Origin of the sequence: Bacteroides sp. OF03-11BH (assembly GCF_003604005.1) — a bacterium.
Taxonomy (GTDB): Bacteria; Bacteroidota; Bacteroidia; order Bacteroidales; family Bacteroidaceae; genus Bacteroides; species Bacteroides ovatus.
In genome coordinates this window covers 1-17,133 of the sequence record NZ_QTMW01000026.1, presented here as the reverse complement: position 1 = coordinate 17,133, position 17,133 = coordinate 1, and the positions used below count along the sequence as shown (strand labels likewise).

General features: G+C 43.3%; 8 protein-coding genes. 6 read left to right on the top strand and 2 right to left on the bottom strand.

Annotated elements, in window-relative coordinates:
* The first annotated feature begins 4 nt into the window (after window positions 1–4).
* The 5 genes from DXA54_RS17915 (at window position 5) to DXA54_RS17895 (ending at window position 10,331) form a co-directional block, all read left to right on the top strand.
* Window positions 5–1,870 carry a RagB/SusD family nutrient uptake outer membrane protein gene (locus DXA54_RS17915; protein WP_004312055.1) on the top strand — a complete coding sequence of 622 codons (1,866 nt, stop codon included), beginning with the start codon at window positions 5–7 and terminating at the stop codon, window positions 1,868–1,870.
* A 28-nt stretch (window positions 1,871–1,898) separates the two neighbouring features.
* On the top strand, window positions 1,899–3,791 hold the full coding sequence (locus DXA54_RS17910) for a DUF5006 domain-containing protein (RefSeq protein WP_004312054.1): 1,893 nt from the start codon (window positions 1,899–1,901) through the stop codon (window positions 3,789–3,791).
* Between the two features lie 107 nt (window positions 3,792–3,898).
* Window positions 3,899–6,223: a family 20 glycosylhydrolase gene (locus DXA54_RS17905; protein ID WP_120080217.1), complete on the top strand. Its 2,325-nt coding sequence runs from the start codon at window positions 3,899–3,901 to the stop codon at window positions 6,221–6,223.
* 72 nt (window positions 6,224–6,295) lie between these two features.
* Window positions 6,296–7,429: an acyltransferase family protein gene (locus DXA54_RS17900; RefSeq protein ID WP_004312052.1), complete on the top strand. Its 1,134-nt coding sequence runs from the start codon at window positions 6,296–6,298 to the stop codon at window positions 7,427–7,429.
* 22 nt (window positions 7,430–7,451) lie between these two features.
* Window positions 7,452–10,331 (top strand): hypothetical protein, encoded by a 2,880-nt coding sequence (locus DXA54_RS17895; protein WP_004312051.1) that lies wholly within the window; start codon window positions 7,452–7,454, stop codon window positions 10,329–10,331.
* 200 nt (window positions 10,332–10,531) lie between these two features.
* On the opposite strand, the gene DXA54_RS17890 is transcribed toward DXA54_RS17895, so the two are convergent.
* Window positions 10,532–12,211, bottom strand: coding sequence for a SulP family inorganic anion transporter (locus DXA54_RS17890; protein ID WP_004312050.1), 1,680 nt, complete (start codon window positions 12,209–12,211; stop codon window positions 10,532–10,534).
* Between the two features lie 248 nt (window positions 12,212–12,459).
* Between DXA54_RS17890 and rbr the strand changes: the two genes are divergently transcribed.
* Entirely contained in the window at window positions 12,460–13,038 is a 579-nt protein-coding gene (rbr, locus tag DXA54_RS17885) for a rubrerythrin (protein WP_004312048.1), read from the top strand.
* 130 nt (window positions 13,039–13,168) lie between these two features.
* On the opposite strand, the gene DXA54_RS17880 is transcribed toward rbr, so the two are convergent.
* Window positions 13,169–17,089 (bottom strand): two-component regulator propeller domain-containing protein, encoded by a 3,921-nt coding sequence (locus tag DXA54_RS17880; RefSeq protein ID WP_120080215.1) that lies wholly within the window; start codon window positions 17,087–17,089, stop codon window positions 13,169–13,171.
* Window positions 17,090–17,133 lie beyond the last annotated feature (44 nt).

The window sequence follows — 17,133 nt, the reverse complement described above, 5'->3', positions numbered from 1 at the left end:
CATCATGAAAAAGAAAATAATTATACTGACTGCTTTTATAGGGCTGGTGTTGTCCGCTTGTTCCGACTTTTTGGATCGGCAACCGTTGACAATGCCTGAAAACGAAGGCTTCCTGGCTGGTCGCGAACAAGTAGAGAACTATATCAATGCTTTATATACTTCATTGCCGGCTCCGACGCAATATGGAATGAGTGTCCGTGGTGAAGAGGTGAACAGCGATAACATTTTGGCTGAAAAATATGACAGACGCCTGAATGGTGAGAATAATCAGTTCAGTGGCTCGACCGATTGGGAAAAAGGCTATCAGAACCTGCGTAATGTCAACTACTTCTTTCACTATTATAAAGTTGATGCAGGACTTGAGACTGCTGAAGTACTCTCGCTTAGAGGAGAAGCCTATTTTTTGCGTGCTTATTGGCATTTCTACCTGCTCACCCGTTTTGGAGATATACCTATAATGGATGATTTTTGGGATGAAAACGCTACGGTAGCCGGCTTACAGAAACCTGCGTCCAAGCGTGCGGATGTTGCCCGTTTTATATTGAATGACTTGAAGGCCGCTATCGGTGAAATTCCGGAAGCACGTGCAAATTTATTTACGCGTAGTAAATATCAGGGACTGCGTATCAGTAAGGAGGCCGCTACTATTTTGGCTATGCGGGTGGCGCTTTATGAAGGTTCGTGGGAGAAATACCACAAAGGTACTAAGTTTGCAACGGAAGACAATTCTACGGAATTTTTTCAGGAAGTATTGAACTGGGGAGACCAGCAACTTTTTACTGCTGGCTTGACATTGAATACGAAAGACACTGATAAGGAGTATGTAAATACCGAAGATGCTTTTGCACACTTATTTAATAAGGAAGATCTTTCTCAAATACCGGAAGCTGTTCTGTGGAAAAAGTATTCAGTGGCTGATGGTGTCTTTCATAATTTGGGTGGTTTACTCGCTTCAGGAGCAGTAGATGGCCAGGGACCGTCCGGCCTGTCAAAGTCATTGGTGGATAACTATTTAAATGCCGATGGAACTTTTATTAATCCCAAAGACGAGAAGTTCAAGGATTTTAATGAAACATTTGAGGGACGGGATGCGAGACTTCTCGTTACAGTAATGCATACCGGATGTAAATATCGCTCTAATGCAGGTTCTTCTTCCAATAAGCCGATGAATGTGAGGGCTTATGATGCGACAGGCACTGATGATGAAATGAAAGAAAAGAATAAAGATATTGTCTCTCCTAACTTGAACGGCGACGGTAATAGCAAGAGTGTTACCGGATTCCATATCAGATTAGGTATTGACACTACTTATGTGGAAGGGAATACGCAGACTGGCATTATCCTGTTCCGGTATGCGGAAGGATTACTTTGTTATGCTGAAGCAGCGGCAGAATTGGACAAATGGAGCGACGATGTATTGAACAAAACATTGAAACCCTTGCGCGAAAGAGCAGGCGTGACATGGATAGAGCCGCAAGCAGATGCTAATTTCCCATTTACCGGGCTTACTCCCTTGATACAGGAAATTCGTCGTGAAAGACGTTCGGAACTGGCACTTCAGGGATTCCGTCTGGACGATCTGATGCGTTGGGCGGAAGCCGGAACATTGAAAGGAATCAACGGTCGTGGCAGGGGTGCATATCTGGGCGAAGAGAGTGTCCTTTACAAAAGCTTTTCACCCAAAGGGCGCGAATCATTGGAATTGGTATTGAAAGATAACGACGGGTGGATGGATCCGTTACAGCAATATTTGCCTGAGGGTTACCTTTTCGACCTGAACCGGGATTATTTATTACCGATACCACCGGATGAACTGCAATTAAACCATGAATTGAAACAGAATCCGGGCTGGGGAGATGTTAGCGAATAAGTATCTCAATTTAATAAATTACACAATTATGATAAAAAGAATACTATATACATTTTTACCTGTTTGCCTGCTTTCAATAGGTTTTGCAGGGTGCGAGGACGATGCGGTAGAACCACTGCCGGAAACTGTACCTTTAATAGTGGAATCAAGTGCCAAGAGCTTTGTAATGGGTGAAGAGCTTACCCTTACTTTGAAAGTGAATGACGCTAAGAATCCGGAACGTGTGACAAACGAAGATTTTGATATTTATCTGACTGCTAAGGACGGAGAAAAAGATGTATCAAAGACAGCCTTTAAAGCATTTCCTTCAATGGTTACCTTCCCGAAGGGAGTCAGTTCTTTTGATATAAAACTACCGATTACAGAAAGTGGAATTAAGCCCAAACAAAAGTTGTATGTGAATGTAATGTCGTTTGTACGTGGCTATACGGTGACTAATCCAACTCAATCGATTGTTATTTCTGATCTCCATTACACAGTTGTATCAATAAAAAATAATTCGGACAGGGTTATTGACGAAGGTGATGAGTTTACTATTTTGGCAGAAGTTCCTGTGCCGGTCACGGATGATATGGATATCCATATCACTGTACCTGATGAGCAAAAAGATTTCTATGTAACGTTACCCCCCGTCACATTGACGATAAAGGCAGGAGAAAAATCTGCAGAAGTGAAAGTTAAAACTAAACACAATATGGAACCTACCAAAACGGAAACGTTGACTTTGAATTTTACGACCGTTTCTGCAGTTCATCCGTTGGATAATGAAACATTGGAAATTACGATGAAGGACCTCGAAGCTGAAAAGGGAGATGGGATTCTTGATGAGCGTTGGGTTTACGAACGTCCGGGAATTGCATTTGCTTCAAGTGGCAGGTTGGCAGCAGCCAAGACACAATATGGAGATGATAAGGTTGTTGAAATGAAAGAACTGGATCCGCATCCCAATACAGATTTAGCTACGGCAGGCTGGAAGTTCTACAATGCATGGGAATTCCATAGTTTCGGAAATACAGGTGATATGTGGAATACTAATGGTGCAGGTAATTCATGGGGTAATAAAGTTCCTCTGTTTTTGGCAGATCGTAATACGGTGATTGTACAGAATCATGCGGCTTGTGTCAATGTGCAATTCTCTAATATAACCGATCAAGGATATCTGAAGATGATAGAAATGAAAGTTCCGTCGAAGGGTACAGGGCCGGCAGCAGGAAAAGATAGGGATTATGGTACTGCTGCTTTCTATGGATGTGGAGTTAATACTACATATAAAGCTAATAGTCAGTTAATATCAGAAGGTTGCAGAATGGAAATTCGTGCCCGGCTTCGTGGTGAGAAAAATGGCTTTAACATGGGGATTTGGCTGATATCTGATGAGTCGGGTAAATATAATACTTACACGGAAGTTGATATTCTCGAAAATCCGACAGGTCCTGTTACAGGAAATAAAGCGCATCAGACATTCCATACGGGAATTTCAGGAACCGATAAAAAAACTCAAACTGCAAATCATACGATAAATATAAATGAATGGAACATTTATTGGTTTGAGTGGCGTTCTGATTCGGAAGTCGCACTGGGCATTAATGGGCAAGAGACTGTATGCTATAAAAAAGCTGATTGTCCTGCAGGCTATTGGACTTTTACAGATGAACAAAACTTAAATGGGTTGAAATTTATTCTTACCATGGGAGCACCTAATAAATGGGGGCTTGGAGGTGGAACTGAGGTTAATGGTGTATGGTCTCCTGATGCCGGCTGGGATTCTGGTTTTGCAAGCTATGATAATTATGAACGGGATCGTGATAATAATGCTATTCCTCGTTTGGAAATAGATTGGGTTCGTACTTATATAAATAAATCTTCAGTAGCAGAGTATGACCAAGGTAGAAATAGGCATACAGGAACGAAGTTTTATTAATTCTTAGTTGCCTTAATCAAATTTCGCAAGTGCCTTATTCAGTCTTCAATAAAAAGGGGCAAAGAGGTACTTGCGATTTTTTTAATAAATAAACTGACTGTCAAACCATGACGAAATACATCTTAATCATTTGTATGCTGTTTGCATCCATATCGGGTGCATGCGCGGACAACTTGACATCACCCCCTGTTTCAATAGTTCCCCGTCCGGTGCAGGTCGTGCCGGGCGAGGGTAACTTCACCTTCTCCGCCCGAACCTTGTTTTCGGTAGAGAACCATGAGCAGGCTGTCATCGTCCGCAACTTTATAAACTTATTCAAGAGAAGTTCGGGAATAACCCCACAGTTGGCAATAGGTAGCAGTGAGAAGAGTCATGTCCGTTTTACGACTGACTCTTCTTTAAAAAGCGAAGCCTACCAGTTGGAGATTACTCCGGAGCAGATACAAGTAAAAGCATCGGATATAAAAGGCTTTTTCTATGCATTGCAGACCATCCGCCTGCTGTTGCCGTCGGCTGTCGAAGGCAACCGTCGGGTTGAGAATATCCAATGGAGCATTCCCGCGGTAACCATTCAGGATGAACCGCGCTTCGGCTATCGGGCATTGATGCTGGATGCCGCCCGCTTCTTCATTCCCAAAGAGAACGTGTTGCGTATCATCGACTGCATGGGCATACTCAAAATCAATACGCTTCATTTCCACCTCACGGATGATAACGGCTGGCGGGTAGAAATCAAGAAATATCCCCGCCTGACGGAAGTGGGTGCATGGAGAGTGAACCGCATGGATGTTCCTTTCTATTTCCGCCGTAACGCCGAACCGGGAGAACCGACCCCTATCGGAGGATTCTATACGCAGGAAGACATCAAGGAAATGGTGGCATACGCTGCCGACCGCCAGATAGAGGTTATCCCCGAAATAGATATGCCCGCCCACAGCAACGCCGCACTGGCTGCCTATCCGCAACTGGCTTGCCCTGTGGTGAATAGTTACATTGGAGTCATTCCGGGCTTGGGCGGAGGAAGTTCGGGAGTGATTTACTGTGCCGGAAACGACAGCGCCTTTACATTTCTGCAAGATGTTCTGGACGAAGTGATGGCAATCTTCCCCTCGCGATATATTCATTTGGGAGGAGATGAGGCGCAGAAAGGATTCTGGAAGAAATGCCCGCTTTGCCGGCAGCGCATGAACAAAGAGCATCTTGCCGACGTAGAAGATCTGCAAGGTTATTTCATGAAACGGATGAGCGACTATGTACGCAGCAAGGGACGCGAAGTGATAGGTTGGGACGAACTGACAAACAGCAGTTTCCTGCCCGAAGGCGTTATTATTCAAGGTTGGCGCGGACTCGGCGCGGCTGCCTTGAAAGCTGCTGAAAAAGGACACCGGTTCATTATGACTCCTGCCCGCATCATGTACCTGATCCGCTATCAGGGCCCGCAATGGTTTGAACCCCAGACCTATTTCGGCAATAACACACTGAAGGACGTCTACGATTACGAACCTGTGCAGGCGGACTGGAAACCGGAATATGCTTCCTTACTTATAGGCGTACAGGCATCCCTATGGACGGAGTTCTGCAACAAACCGGAAGATGTGGACTATCTGCTCTTTCCCCGTCTGGCCGCCCTTGCGGAAGTGGCATGGACGAAGAAAGAACGCAAGGATTGGACTTCATTCCTGAAAGGACTGGATGTCTATAATGAACATCTGACAGCTAAAGGTATCGTCTACGCCCGTTCGATGTACAACATCCAGCATACGGTCACTCCAAACGACGGGATGCTCGAAGTGAAACTGGAATGTATCCGCCCCGACATGGAGATACATTATACGACGGATGGAAGCGAGCCTACGGCAACTTCACCGCTCTACGAAAAAATAGTGCCTGTAAAAGAGCCGCTTACACTGAAAAGTGCTACTTTTGCGCAAGGCAGGCAGATGGGAAAAACATTGATACTCCCTGTCCGGTGGAACCTGGCTACCGCCAAACCTGTATCGGGAGACAGTCCGTCTGTAAAGCTCCTGACGAACGGAATACGTGGAAGCTTGAAATATTCGGATTCCGAATGGTGCACTTGGAATGATAATGATTCCGTCTCTTTTACAATTGACCTGCTGAAGCCGGAAACGCTGAACACATTGACATTGGGCTGCATCACGAACAATGGGATGGCTATCCATAAGCCGTCGTCCGTGAAAGTGGAAGTTTCGGATGACAACTCTAGTTTCTGCGAAGCTGCCATGCGGAGTTTCACGCCCGAAGAGATTTTTCGTGAAGGAAACTTTATAGAAAACTTGCCGTTGAAGCTGAGAGGTACACAAGCGCGTTACGTACGTGTGACAGCCAAAGGCCCGGGAGTTTGTCCGGCATCTCATGTACGGCCGGGACAGGTGTCGAGAATCCTTTTTGACGAAATGATACTGGAATAAGGCAAAGGGTACAAACATGAATAAAGCGACATTGGATAAAACGATAATCAAGTTTATACAAAAGCTATACTTATGAAAAACAAATTACCGGAAAACAATTCCATCCGTCTTGCCTCATTGGATATTCTAAGAGGTTTCGATTTATTTCTCCTGGTCTTTTTTCAACCTGTATTCGTGGCATTGGCACGGCAGATGAATATGTCATTTCTCGATAGCATACTTTATCAGTTTGACCATGAGGTTTGGGAGGGATTCCGTTTCTGGGATTTGGTAATGCCGCTTTTCCTCTTTATGACGGGAGCTTCCATGCCGTTCTCACTATCGAAGTATATAGGGACTACGGGAAGTTATTGGCCTGTGTATCGGAGAATCCTGAAGCGTGTTTTTCTCCTGTTTATCTTCGGAATGATTGTTCAGGGAAACCTGCTCGGTCTGGACGCCACGCATCTTTATTTGTATTCCAATACATTGCAGTCTATTGCTGTCGGTTATCTTATTGCTGCGGTCATTCAGTTGCACTTCCCGTTCAAGTGGCAGGTAGGGATAACGTTGCTACTCCTTCTCGTCTACTGGGTTCCGATGACGTTTTTGGGGGATTTCACACCGGCGGGGAACTTTGCGGAACAAGTGGACAGATGCGTTTTAGGGCGATTCCGTGACGGTGTTTTCTGGAATGAGGACGGAACCTGGAGCTTCTCGCCATCCTACAACTATACATGGATGTGGAGCAGCCTGACATTCGGAGTGACCGTCATGCTCGGAGCGTTTGCCGGAAAGATAATGAAAGAGGGCAAGGCAAATCGGAAAAGGGTGGTGCAGACGTTGCTAGTTGTCGGACTTGCTCTTGTTGGCCTGGCGTTACTGTGGAGTTTGCAGATGCCTGTTATCAAACGTATCTGGACAGGCAGCATGACCCTGCTTTCCGGCGGCTATTGCTTTCTGCTGATGGCATTGTTCTATTACTGGATTGATTATAAAGGATATACCCGGGGATTGAACTGGCTGAAAGTGTATGGCATGAATTCCATTACGGCGTATCTGCTGGGCGAAGTTGTGAATTTCCGTTGCGTTGCCGCTTCGGTCAGTTACGGGCTCGAACAATATCTGGGTGGTTATTACTCCGTATGGCTTACCTTCGCCAATTATCTGATTGTCTTTCTCCTGTTGAGGGTGATGTATAAGCGCGGATTATTTTTAAAGGTTTGATAAATGAAAGAATAAAAATAGTATGATTAAACGAATATATTTGCTGTTGATGTTGTTTGGAGGATGTTTGTTTTCCATGAGGGCAGCTGTAAAGGAAGAGATTTATGTCAATCATATAGCAGATACTGTGGAGATTGGCAATGAATTCCTCGCTCGCAAGTTTCTGGTGAAGAATGATAAAGTCCGCACGTGCATGATTGAAAATAAGCGTATGGGGAAGGAAGTTTCCCGTATTATTCCCGAAACCATTTCGGAGGATTTTATCATCCGTACGTTGAGTGCGGATTCGGTCGTTGCGGATATTCATTCTTCTGATCTTTTCTTGCAGAGAGTACAGGTCACGGATGAAGGGAAGAACGGCAAGAAGCTGGTTTTCCATTATAAGGGCTTCCGCCATCAGGAGGTGGACTGGCAGGTGGACATGGTTCTTACATTGGAGGAAGGGAAGCACTATATGAGGAAATATCTGGAGATTACCGTCCCCGATTCGCAACGCCATCTGGCGCGTCTGGATTATATTGATTTCGAGCCGATGAGCCTTCCCGAAGGATATGCTGTCTGGACGCATCCGGTGATGGAACAGGGAGTGGGCGGTGTCAGCGGATATTACATCTCTTTGGGGCAACCGGTGTACATACAGGGCATGTTCTTCGGACTTGAATTTCCGGCTTCGGAGACGGAGATTGAGGGTGATCGGAAAGTACGTATCCGCTATTATTCGGGAAAGAGCTTTGAGATGCTTGCTTCGGAAGGCCGTCTGGCGGACAGCGGGACGTTTACCACCTGGAAAGAAGTGACCGGTGCCACCCGCAGTACGGATATGGATGTCATTCAGACGGACTTTTTCAGTTATATCCATGATATTTCCGTTCCGGTCGACTTCCGTATCCAGTACAATTCATGGTATGACTTTATGCTCGACATCAACGAGAACAATATCCTCGACTCTTTCCGTGAAGTGGAACGCGGACTGACGCAGAACGGAGTTCGTCCGATTGACTCTTATGTGGTGGACGACGGTTGGAATGCTTACGGTCCGTGGCAGGAAGAGAACAAGGCCAAATTCTGGTCGTTCAACAGCAAATTCCCGAACGAACTGTCCACCCCTTCGGATTTGTCACACCGTTTGTCCTCTAATTTCGGATTGTGGCTGGGCCCCCGCGGAGGTTATAATTATTATATCAAGTTCGCGCGGTTTCTGGAAGAAAACGGGAATGGAAAACTGAACTGCAACTCAAGTGATATTTGCACCAACCATAAGGTGTACTGCGAGAAACTGAAAATGTTTTTTCTGGACTGCCAGCAACGGTTTGACGTGAATTACTGGAAACTGGACGGTTTTCTGGTTCGTCCGCCGCAACCCGACCCGCAGGGGAATTATATCTCCGGCGGTTATCAGGGAATGTGTTATGTCACCGAGCATTGGGAACGTTGGATTGATATATTTCAGGCGATGCGCGACCAGCGCGGGGCGAAAAGGAATGATTTGTGGATTAACCTGACGTGTTATGTCAACCCCAGCCCGTGGTTCTTGCAATGGGGAAACTCCGTGTGGATGCAGAACTCGCAGGACATCGGGCGGTTGAACGTAAAACGCCCGTCACAGCTTGACCAACTTTTGTCTTACAGGGACGACCGTTATTTCGATTTTGTGAAGACACGCGCGTTCCAGTTCCCTTTGGCGCATCTTTATAACCACGACCCGATTTATGGCAATACCGCCAATCTCGCCGGAAAGATGGATGATGATGAATTCCGCACTTACCTGATGATGATGGCTACCCGCGGCAGTGCTTTCTGGGAACTTTATTATAGCTATAACATGATGAACGAGGGGCAGAAATGGGTGATAAATGCCGATGTACTGCACTGGATTAACGACAACTATGAGACTCTGAAACATGCTAAACTGATAGGACAGACTCCCGCAAAAGGAACTCCTTACGGCTATTCGGCATGGTCGGGACAGGAAGGGATTATTTCTGTCCGCAACCCGTCCGATGAAGTGAAAGAGTTTACCTTCCCGCTCGACCGCACTATCGGAATGCCTGAAGGATTGAAAGGATTGCATCGTACCTATGTGTGGGCGTACCGGACGGATGAACAGAAGGCAGAGGACACGGAGAACCATTTGTTTGATTATGGCGGACAAATCTCCCTTAGTTTGCAGCCGGGTGAAGTGCGGATTTGGAAATTCAGTACCGTGCCTGATAAGGAAGCCCCTGCTCTGCGGATAGTGAAGACCACCTCTCCGACTTCCCTGACGGTCGAGCTTAATGAGCCTGTGATACTGAAAGACGGAATATTTTCCGTTTCGGGAAATGAGGTAACCGCTACTTCGCTTTCAGCGGACAGGCGTGTCGTGACACTAACATTGGCTCGTGAAATGAGAGAAGATGATAAATACCGCCTGAATATTTCGGGAGTGACAGATGACGCAGGAAATACGGAAGCATTGCGCACCGCTTTTTTCTATTTCGAGAATCAGGAGATACCTGTTTTGACAGGAGTCAGTGGCAGCGGGGATTTTAATCTGTCTTTCTGTTTGAAAACCGATAAGAACGCTGTTTCCTTGTTGCGTCAGGGAAAAGACATTTTGGTGGATTTGGATGCGGAAGGGCGGCTTGTATTCGTGGTAAAAGGGTTGAAAGTCGTATCCGGACAGGCTGTTGATGATGATAAAGAGCGCATTGTGTCTTTATGCCGTGAGAAGAATGGAATGTTGAAAATCTATCTGAATGGTGAATTGGAGCAGTCGGTTTATGATGTGGCAATAGTGAATCCGAATATTAAAGCAACTCCGGTTATTGTAAATGCTTCATTAGAGAATACTCTCGGACAGTTGAAGATTATGAATCGTGCGCTTGATTATAAAGAAAACAAGAACATGGTTCTGAAATAAAAGAGGTTGTGACTGTATCAAATAGAGGTCAGCATGATAGAATAAATGATGATAATATCCTGTTTGCAGGAGATATAGATGCTGTGTGTTGGATATATAGATCCAACACGCAGGTCATATATGCCGTACACATTGGATCTATATGTCCAATACGCACGGTATATATGGCTTACAGGCTTACAAGTAGCTGATAAACAGCACTATTTTACCAGACTTTTTGCCCTCTCCAATGCTACATTGATATTCGGGCAGATATTCTCTTTTCCCAGCAACTCGTAGAATCCGGCTTTTTCCAGTACATTATGCACGTTCTCGTTGACTCCGGAAAGGATAACGGTAGTCTTTTCCTTCTGTGACATTTCGCAGAGAGTAGTCAGGTTGTGAATCCCTGTGGAATCGATGAACGGAACCTTGCGCATACGGATGATACGTACTTTGGGGCGGTCTCCCAGTTGTGTCATTGTCTCTTCAAACTTGGTAGCGATACCGAAGAAATAAGGGCCGTTGATTTCGTATACCTCTATGCCTTTGGGAATCATCAGGTTTTCTTCGTGTACGGCAATATCCGATTCCTTGTTCGGGTCAATCTCGTCGGTAATCACCGAGATTTCGGTAGTCTCCATGACACGCTTCATAAAGAGGACGCAGGCAATGACCAATCCTACCTCGATAGCGACAGTCAGGTCGAAGATAACGGTCAGGAAGAACGTGATAAGCAGTACGGTAACGTCCGATTTCGGATTCTTCAGTAAAGCTCTGAATACACGCCATCCGCTCATGTTGTAAGATACGATGACCAGTACGCCGGCAAGGCATGCCATCGGAATATATTGTGCGAGTGGCATCAGGAAGAGCAGAATCAACAGCAATACTACTGCATGAATGATTCCGGCTATCGGTGTCTTACCCCCGTTGTTGATATTCGTCATGGTACGGGCGATAGCACCTGTGGCGGGAATACCTCCGAACAAAGGGGCTATGATATTGGCTGCTCCCTGTGCGATCAGTTCTGTATTGGAATCGTGGCGGTCGCCTATCACACCGTCGGCTACAGTGGCAGACAGCAGGGATTCGATAGCTCCCAATACGGCAATGGTGATAGCCACCGGAAACAATTCCCTGATAGCTTCCCAATCCAGCGCAGGCACAACGGCATCGGGCAACTCTGATTTAATGGTGAAGCGGTCACCGATGGTCTGGATGCAGTCGATTCCTCCGAAGGTTTTCATCAGGTAAACGGCTACCGTGACTACGATGATGGCAATCAGCGAGCCGGGAATTTTCTTTGAGAACTTCGGAGTGATAGCGATGATAATAATGCTGACAATACTAACGATGGTATTCCACCAGTTGATTGTATCGAAGTGACGGAAATAAATCATCCACTTCCCGACGAAGTCTCCCGGCACTTTCTCGTCTCCGAAAGATAAACCGAAAATATCGGCGATTTGGGTCGTGAAAATAGTGACAGCGATACCGCTGGTAAATCCGACGATGATAGGATAAGGGATGAACTTGATAACTGCTCCGAGCTTGAATACTCCTAATAATACAAGGAGTACGCCCGCCATCAGAGTGGCTACAATCAGTCCGGCCTCTCCGTATTGTTGTATGATGCCATAGATAATGACGATAAATGCTCCTGTGGGACCGCCAATCTGGACTTTGCTGCCACCCAACAGGGAAATGATGAATCCCGCAATGATAGCGGTGATAATACCTTTTTCGGGCGAAACTCCCGAAGCGATACCGAAAGCAATAGCCAGAGGAAGCGCCACGATACCTACGATAATGCCGGCCATCAGGTCCGCCATAAACGTTTCTTTCGAATAATTCTTTAGACAAGAAACCAGTTTGGGTTTAAATTCAAATAGCTTCATTTTTAGATGTTGTTATACGTATATTCCGTCTTTTTTGTAAAGTAGATGTTGCAAAATTAGATAAAATAATCGAAATAAGTATGTTTTTGAACATACTATTTGTCTGTTGATAGATTTCATCAATGAGGCAATCGATTTTGTTCATCAAAAAAAGATGGTTTATTATGAACAAATCGCTTATATTTGCGTTATAAATAGTACGACAAGTTACGTTTGGTAATCAACCAATTTTAAAATAGATTAGAATTATGGCTAAGAGTATTAAAGGAACTCAAACAGAGAAAAATCTGTTGACTTCATTCGCAGGAGAATCACAGGCAAGAATGCGTTACACTTATTTCGCAAGTGTGGCTAAAAAAGAAGGCTACGAACAAATTGCAGCTATTTTCACTGAAACTGCCGATCAGGAAAAAGAACATGCAAAACGTATGTTTAAGTTCCTCGAAGGCGGTATGGTAGAAATCACTGCCAGCTATCCGGCCGGTGTAATTGGTAATACACTTGAAAATCTTCGCGCTGCCGCAGCGGGTGAACATGAAGAATGGTCACTGGATTATCCTCACTTTGCTGATGTGGCAGAACAGGAAGGTTTCCCGATGATTGCTGCTATGTACCGCAATATCTCCATCGCAGAAAAAGGTCACGAAGAAAGATATCTTGCCTTCCTGAACAATATCGAAAATATGACTGTATTCGCTAAAGAAGGCGAAGTGGTATGGCAATGCCGTAACTGCGGTTACATTGAAATCGGTAAGGAAGCTCCCGAAGTTTGTCCGGCATGTCTGCATCCACAGGCTTATTTCGAGGTGAAGAAGGAAAACTATTAATCTACGGATGGATAGATAAATCTCGGATGATTTAGATAAAGAAAATGCCGCTTGCAGTAATCTACAAGCGGCATTTTTTGGTAACGAGAAATACAAATTGCTATCTGAATGACAGATTGGCAGGATTTATCTATTGATTCCGGTAATCCTTGGGAGATACACCGTATTGCTTTAAAAACTCCCGATAGAAATAAGATTTATTAGAGAATCCACATTTGAACATAATCTCGGATACGGTCAACTTGGTTGTCCTTAATAACTTGGCTGCATATTCCAGTCTGATGCCTCGTACAAATTCACTCGGAGTCTTATCTATTATTTCTTTGAACTTCCGATATAAGGTAGCTTTGCTCACTCCTACAAATTCGGCAATAGAAGAAGGGCTTAATAACTCATCATCTATATTATTCTTTATGAAGTCTGTTACATTCTGTATTAATTCTTCGTCTTCCGGATGAAGCACAATCCCGTCTTTCACTTTCACAGAAGACATGCTGGAATTGAAATAGTCCTTTAAAAGCATTTGTCTCGACAGCAGATTCTCTATGGTGGATATAACCTGCCTCGGGTGAAATGGTTTGACGATATAAGCATCCGCACCATGGTTAAAGGCATTAATCTGGTCTTCTACAGAAGCTTTTGCCGATATTCCTATGATCGGAATATAACTTGTTTTCAAATCGGATTTCAATTTATTAATCAAGCTCAAGCCGTCCATATTGGGCATAACAATATCACTTATAATAATATCAGGATGATTATGTTCTATCTCTTTCAAAGCCTCCACGCCGTCTTTTGCTTCATGTATCACATAATCAAAGAGGACATCTTTCAGCAGGTCTCTGATATTCTTTTCATCTTCCACTATCAGTATGACAGTATCTTTGCGAGGGGATAAGTGATCCTGCCCGTTCTTTTCTTTCTGCAACGAATCTTTTTCATCCGTTACAACAAGTGAATGATCGGATGGTAGAGAAGGAATCACGACTGAAAATTCAACACTTTTTCCCAGTTCACTATTTACACTTATCTGCCCGCCTAATAATTCAACCAGACTCTTTGTTAGATTTAAACCTATGCCATTGCTTACAGAGTTACCCAATTTCGGAGTATCAAATATCTTATACTTATCAAATATCTCTGCCATCTGTTGCTCGGTTAACCCCTTGCCGGAATTTCTTACGAGCAAGTATAAGGTTTTATCAGGTTCATTTTGTGATATCTCAACATGAATATATCCATAACGAGGAGTATATTTGAAAGCGTTCGACAGTAAATTGAATATAATTTTTTCCAAAGCATTGCGGTCGGAATAGATCTCTGACGTATCATGAGTCTCTACCTTGAAGTCTATTTTATTCTCTTTCAGGATATCCACATAATTGTTGGAAGCATATTCCATCAATGATTTTACGTTCACATTTTCAGGATGCAAATCCATATTGCTCGATTTAGTTTTACGAAACTCCATCAACTCACTAATCAGCTTCTGCATCCTTTCGGCATTATTCTTTATTATTTGGAGATATTTCTTTGTACTACCATCTAACCCGTCCTGTTCCAACAAGTGCTGTGCAGGTGTATAAATCAAAGTTAGGGGGGTAAAGAATTCATGTGCCACATTGGTGAAGAAATTGAGCCGGGATTCATAAATCTTCTGTTCATGCCGTTTCTCTACCTGGGCTATAAGAACCTGGCGGCTTAACCGTATGCGATTTTTGATAACAGACTTTGTGATGTAGAAGATAATAATGCACAATATGGCATAGATAATCAATGCAGGAACACTAAGCCACCACGGATAACCTACTTTTATAGTTAAGCGATAAATGTTATCTCCCCATACTTTGTCGCCATTCGTGCTCTTCACTTCAAGCTGGTACTCACCCGGAGGAAGTTGGGTAAAGATAATATTCGGATTATTACCCATCCCCACCCAATCATCCGAATGGTTCTTCAAGCGATAAGCATATTCACAGTTTTCATTATTAATAAAGTCTTTGGCTATGAAATTGAAAGTCATGAATCTTTCTTCATAGCTAAGTTTCAACACTCCTTTTCTGATACGTTCATTAATGTCCTGTACCGTATTATATATCTTCAAACTACTTAATATAAGTGGAGGATTAAACTCGCGCAAATGTATATTTCGAGGATTGAAATAACTAAATCCGCTTACTCCTCCAAAGTACAAGAAATCACGATGATCCTTGAAGAAAGCTCCATCAGAGAATTCATCATTCTGCAATCCGTCATTCAAGGTATAATTATCTATTTTATTGTTTTTTACATTCAGGCTAGACAATCCCTGGTTGGTGCCAATCCATATCTTTCCTTCGTGGTCTCTTAATATTCCATGAATCGTTTTATTATTCAATTTCTCGTCGGCATATTGTATCAGGTGAAAATCATTCTCCTCCTTTTTCAATTCGTTCAGTCCATAACTTGTTCCTATCCATATATTGGCATCATCACGCAGTAAGCACAATACATCATTATTGGTGAGTAAAATCCGACTGTCCATATCCTCCAATGATTTTATGCTGTTATCTTTCATATTGATACAGTTCAAGCCTCCGCCACGTGTGCCAAACCATAACATATTGTCTTCCGGATCGGATGTAATGGCATAAACAACATCGTTATTCAATGAGATATTCTTATCCGACGAATTATATTGCCTGAACCCTTTAACGTGATAACGACCTTGCTCTCTGGAAATATTTATTTTGATTAAACCATATCCTGATGTCCCCACCCATAAAAGAGAATCATTGTTCGTAAAATAAATGTTGTACACAGCCTTGAAAGGCGGGTATTTGTCAGGTATCTCTAGCTTTTCCAACCGTCCCGTAGCAGCATTCAATATATTGATTCCGGTTCCTTCCGTTCCGATAAAAATGTCATTCGCTTTATTTCTCCTCAAGGCATAGACAGAATTGGAAATCAATCCTTTACTCTCATTCAGATAATCTGTCAATTCTTTCGTTGCAGGATTCAACAGTTTTATTCCGCTTCCTTTTGTTCCTATCAGAATATTACCATCTTCATCTTCACAAAAACATCTCACAGGGTGACTGGTGTGAACGGTTTCAAATAAAGAGTCGTAATGATAAAGTTGAATTAATCCTTGTCCGTCCGTTCCTATCCACAATATGTTCTGACTACCGGAATAAAGAGTGAAGACTGATAACTGACTGGATAGTTCGTTCAGGTAGGTAAAAGTATTCTTTTTTAAATCATAATGAATACATCCCCCTTCTATAAAGCTGACGTACATCTTGTTCTCTGCTAAAATAACCTGCGATACAGGTTTGCTACTATCCAGCTCAATGCATTGGGAAACTGTAAAGTCGGGATTTAAAAGGAAAAGTTTGTTGTCTTTGTTTAAGATAAATCTGTCTTTCGACAGAAATATCTTATCTACAGGCGTCTGTATGTCGACTGTGCGTAAATCACTCTGTTTTCCTCCGTTAACGAGTAGATTGTAAGTCAGATGCACGGTATTTCCATTATTTAAAAGGAAAAGCATACGATCGGAATCACTCACGGAATAATCCTTTATATGACTTGCAAAGTCTGTGTTAATCGGATTAAACTCATCTTCAGAATCATTGTAGACAAAGAACCCCAGCCCCTTTATGAGGCAGATAATATCTCCTGCCGCACTCTTTCCTAAAATAAAAGACTTTTCCTGATTGGGTACTTTATTATCTGTTCTTAAATAATACCTTGTTATCTGACGGGTTCGTTTATCTAACCGATTGATTCCATTATCTGTTGCTATCCATAAACTGCCCTTACATTCGATAATCTGGCGGATAACGTTATTACTTATAGAATTCGGATTGTTTTTGCTATATCTGAATGTCGTAATTTCTCTTCCATTATATGCATTCAGTCCATCCCATGTCCCAATCCAGATTGTATGTTCTGCATCTTCCAAAATACAGTTTACTGAATTATTTGTCAGTCCGTTAACATTTGATATGTGTTTTGCCACATTAAAAGCATAAGACTTTGTGGAAGTGACAAATGCAATAATCAGAATGGTTCTTCGTCAAATTTGGTGGTAATCTCTTTTTTATTTCAACT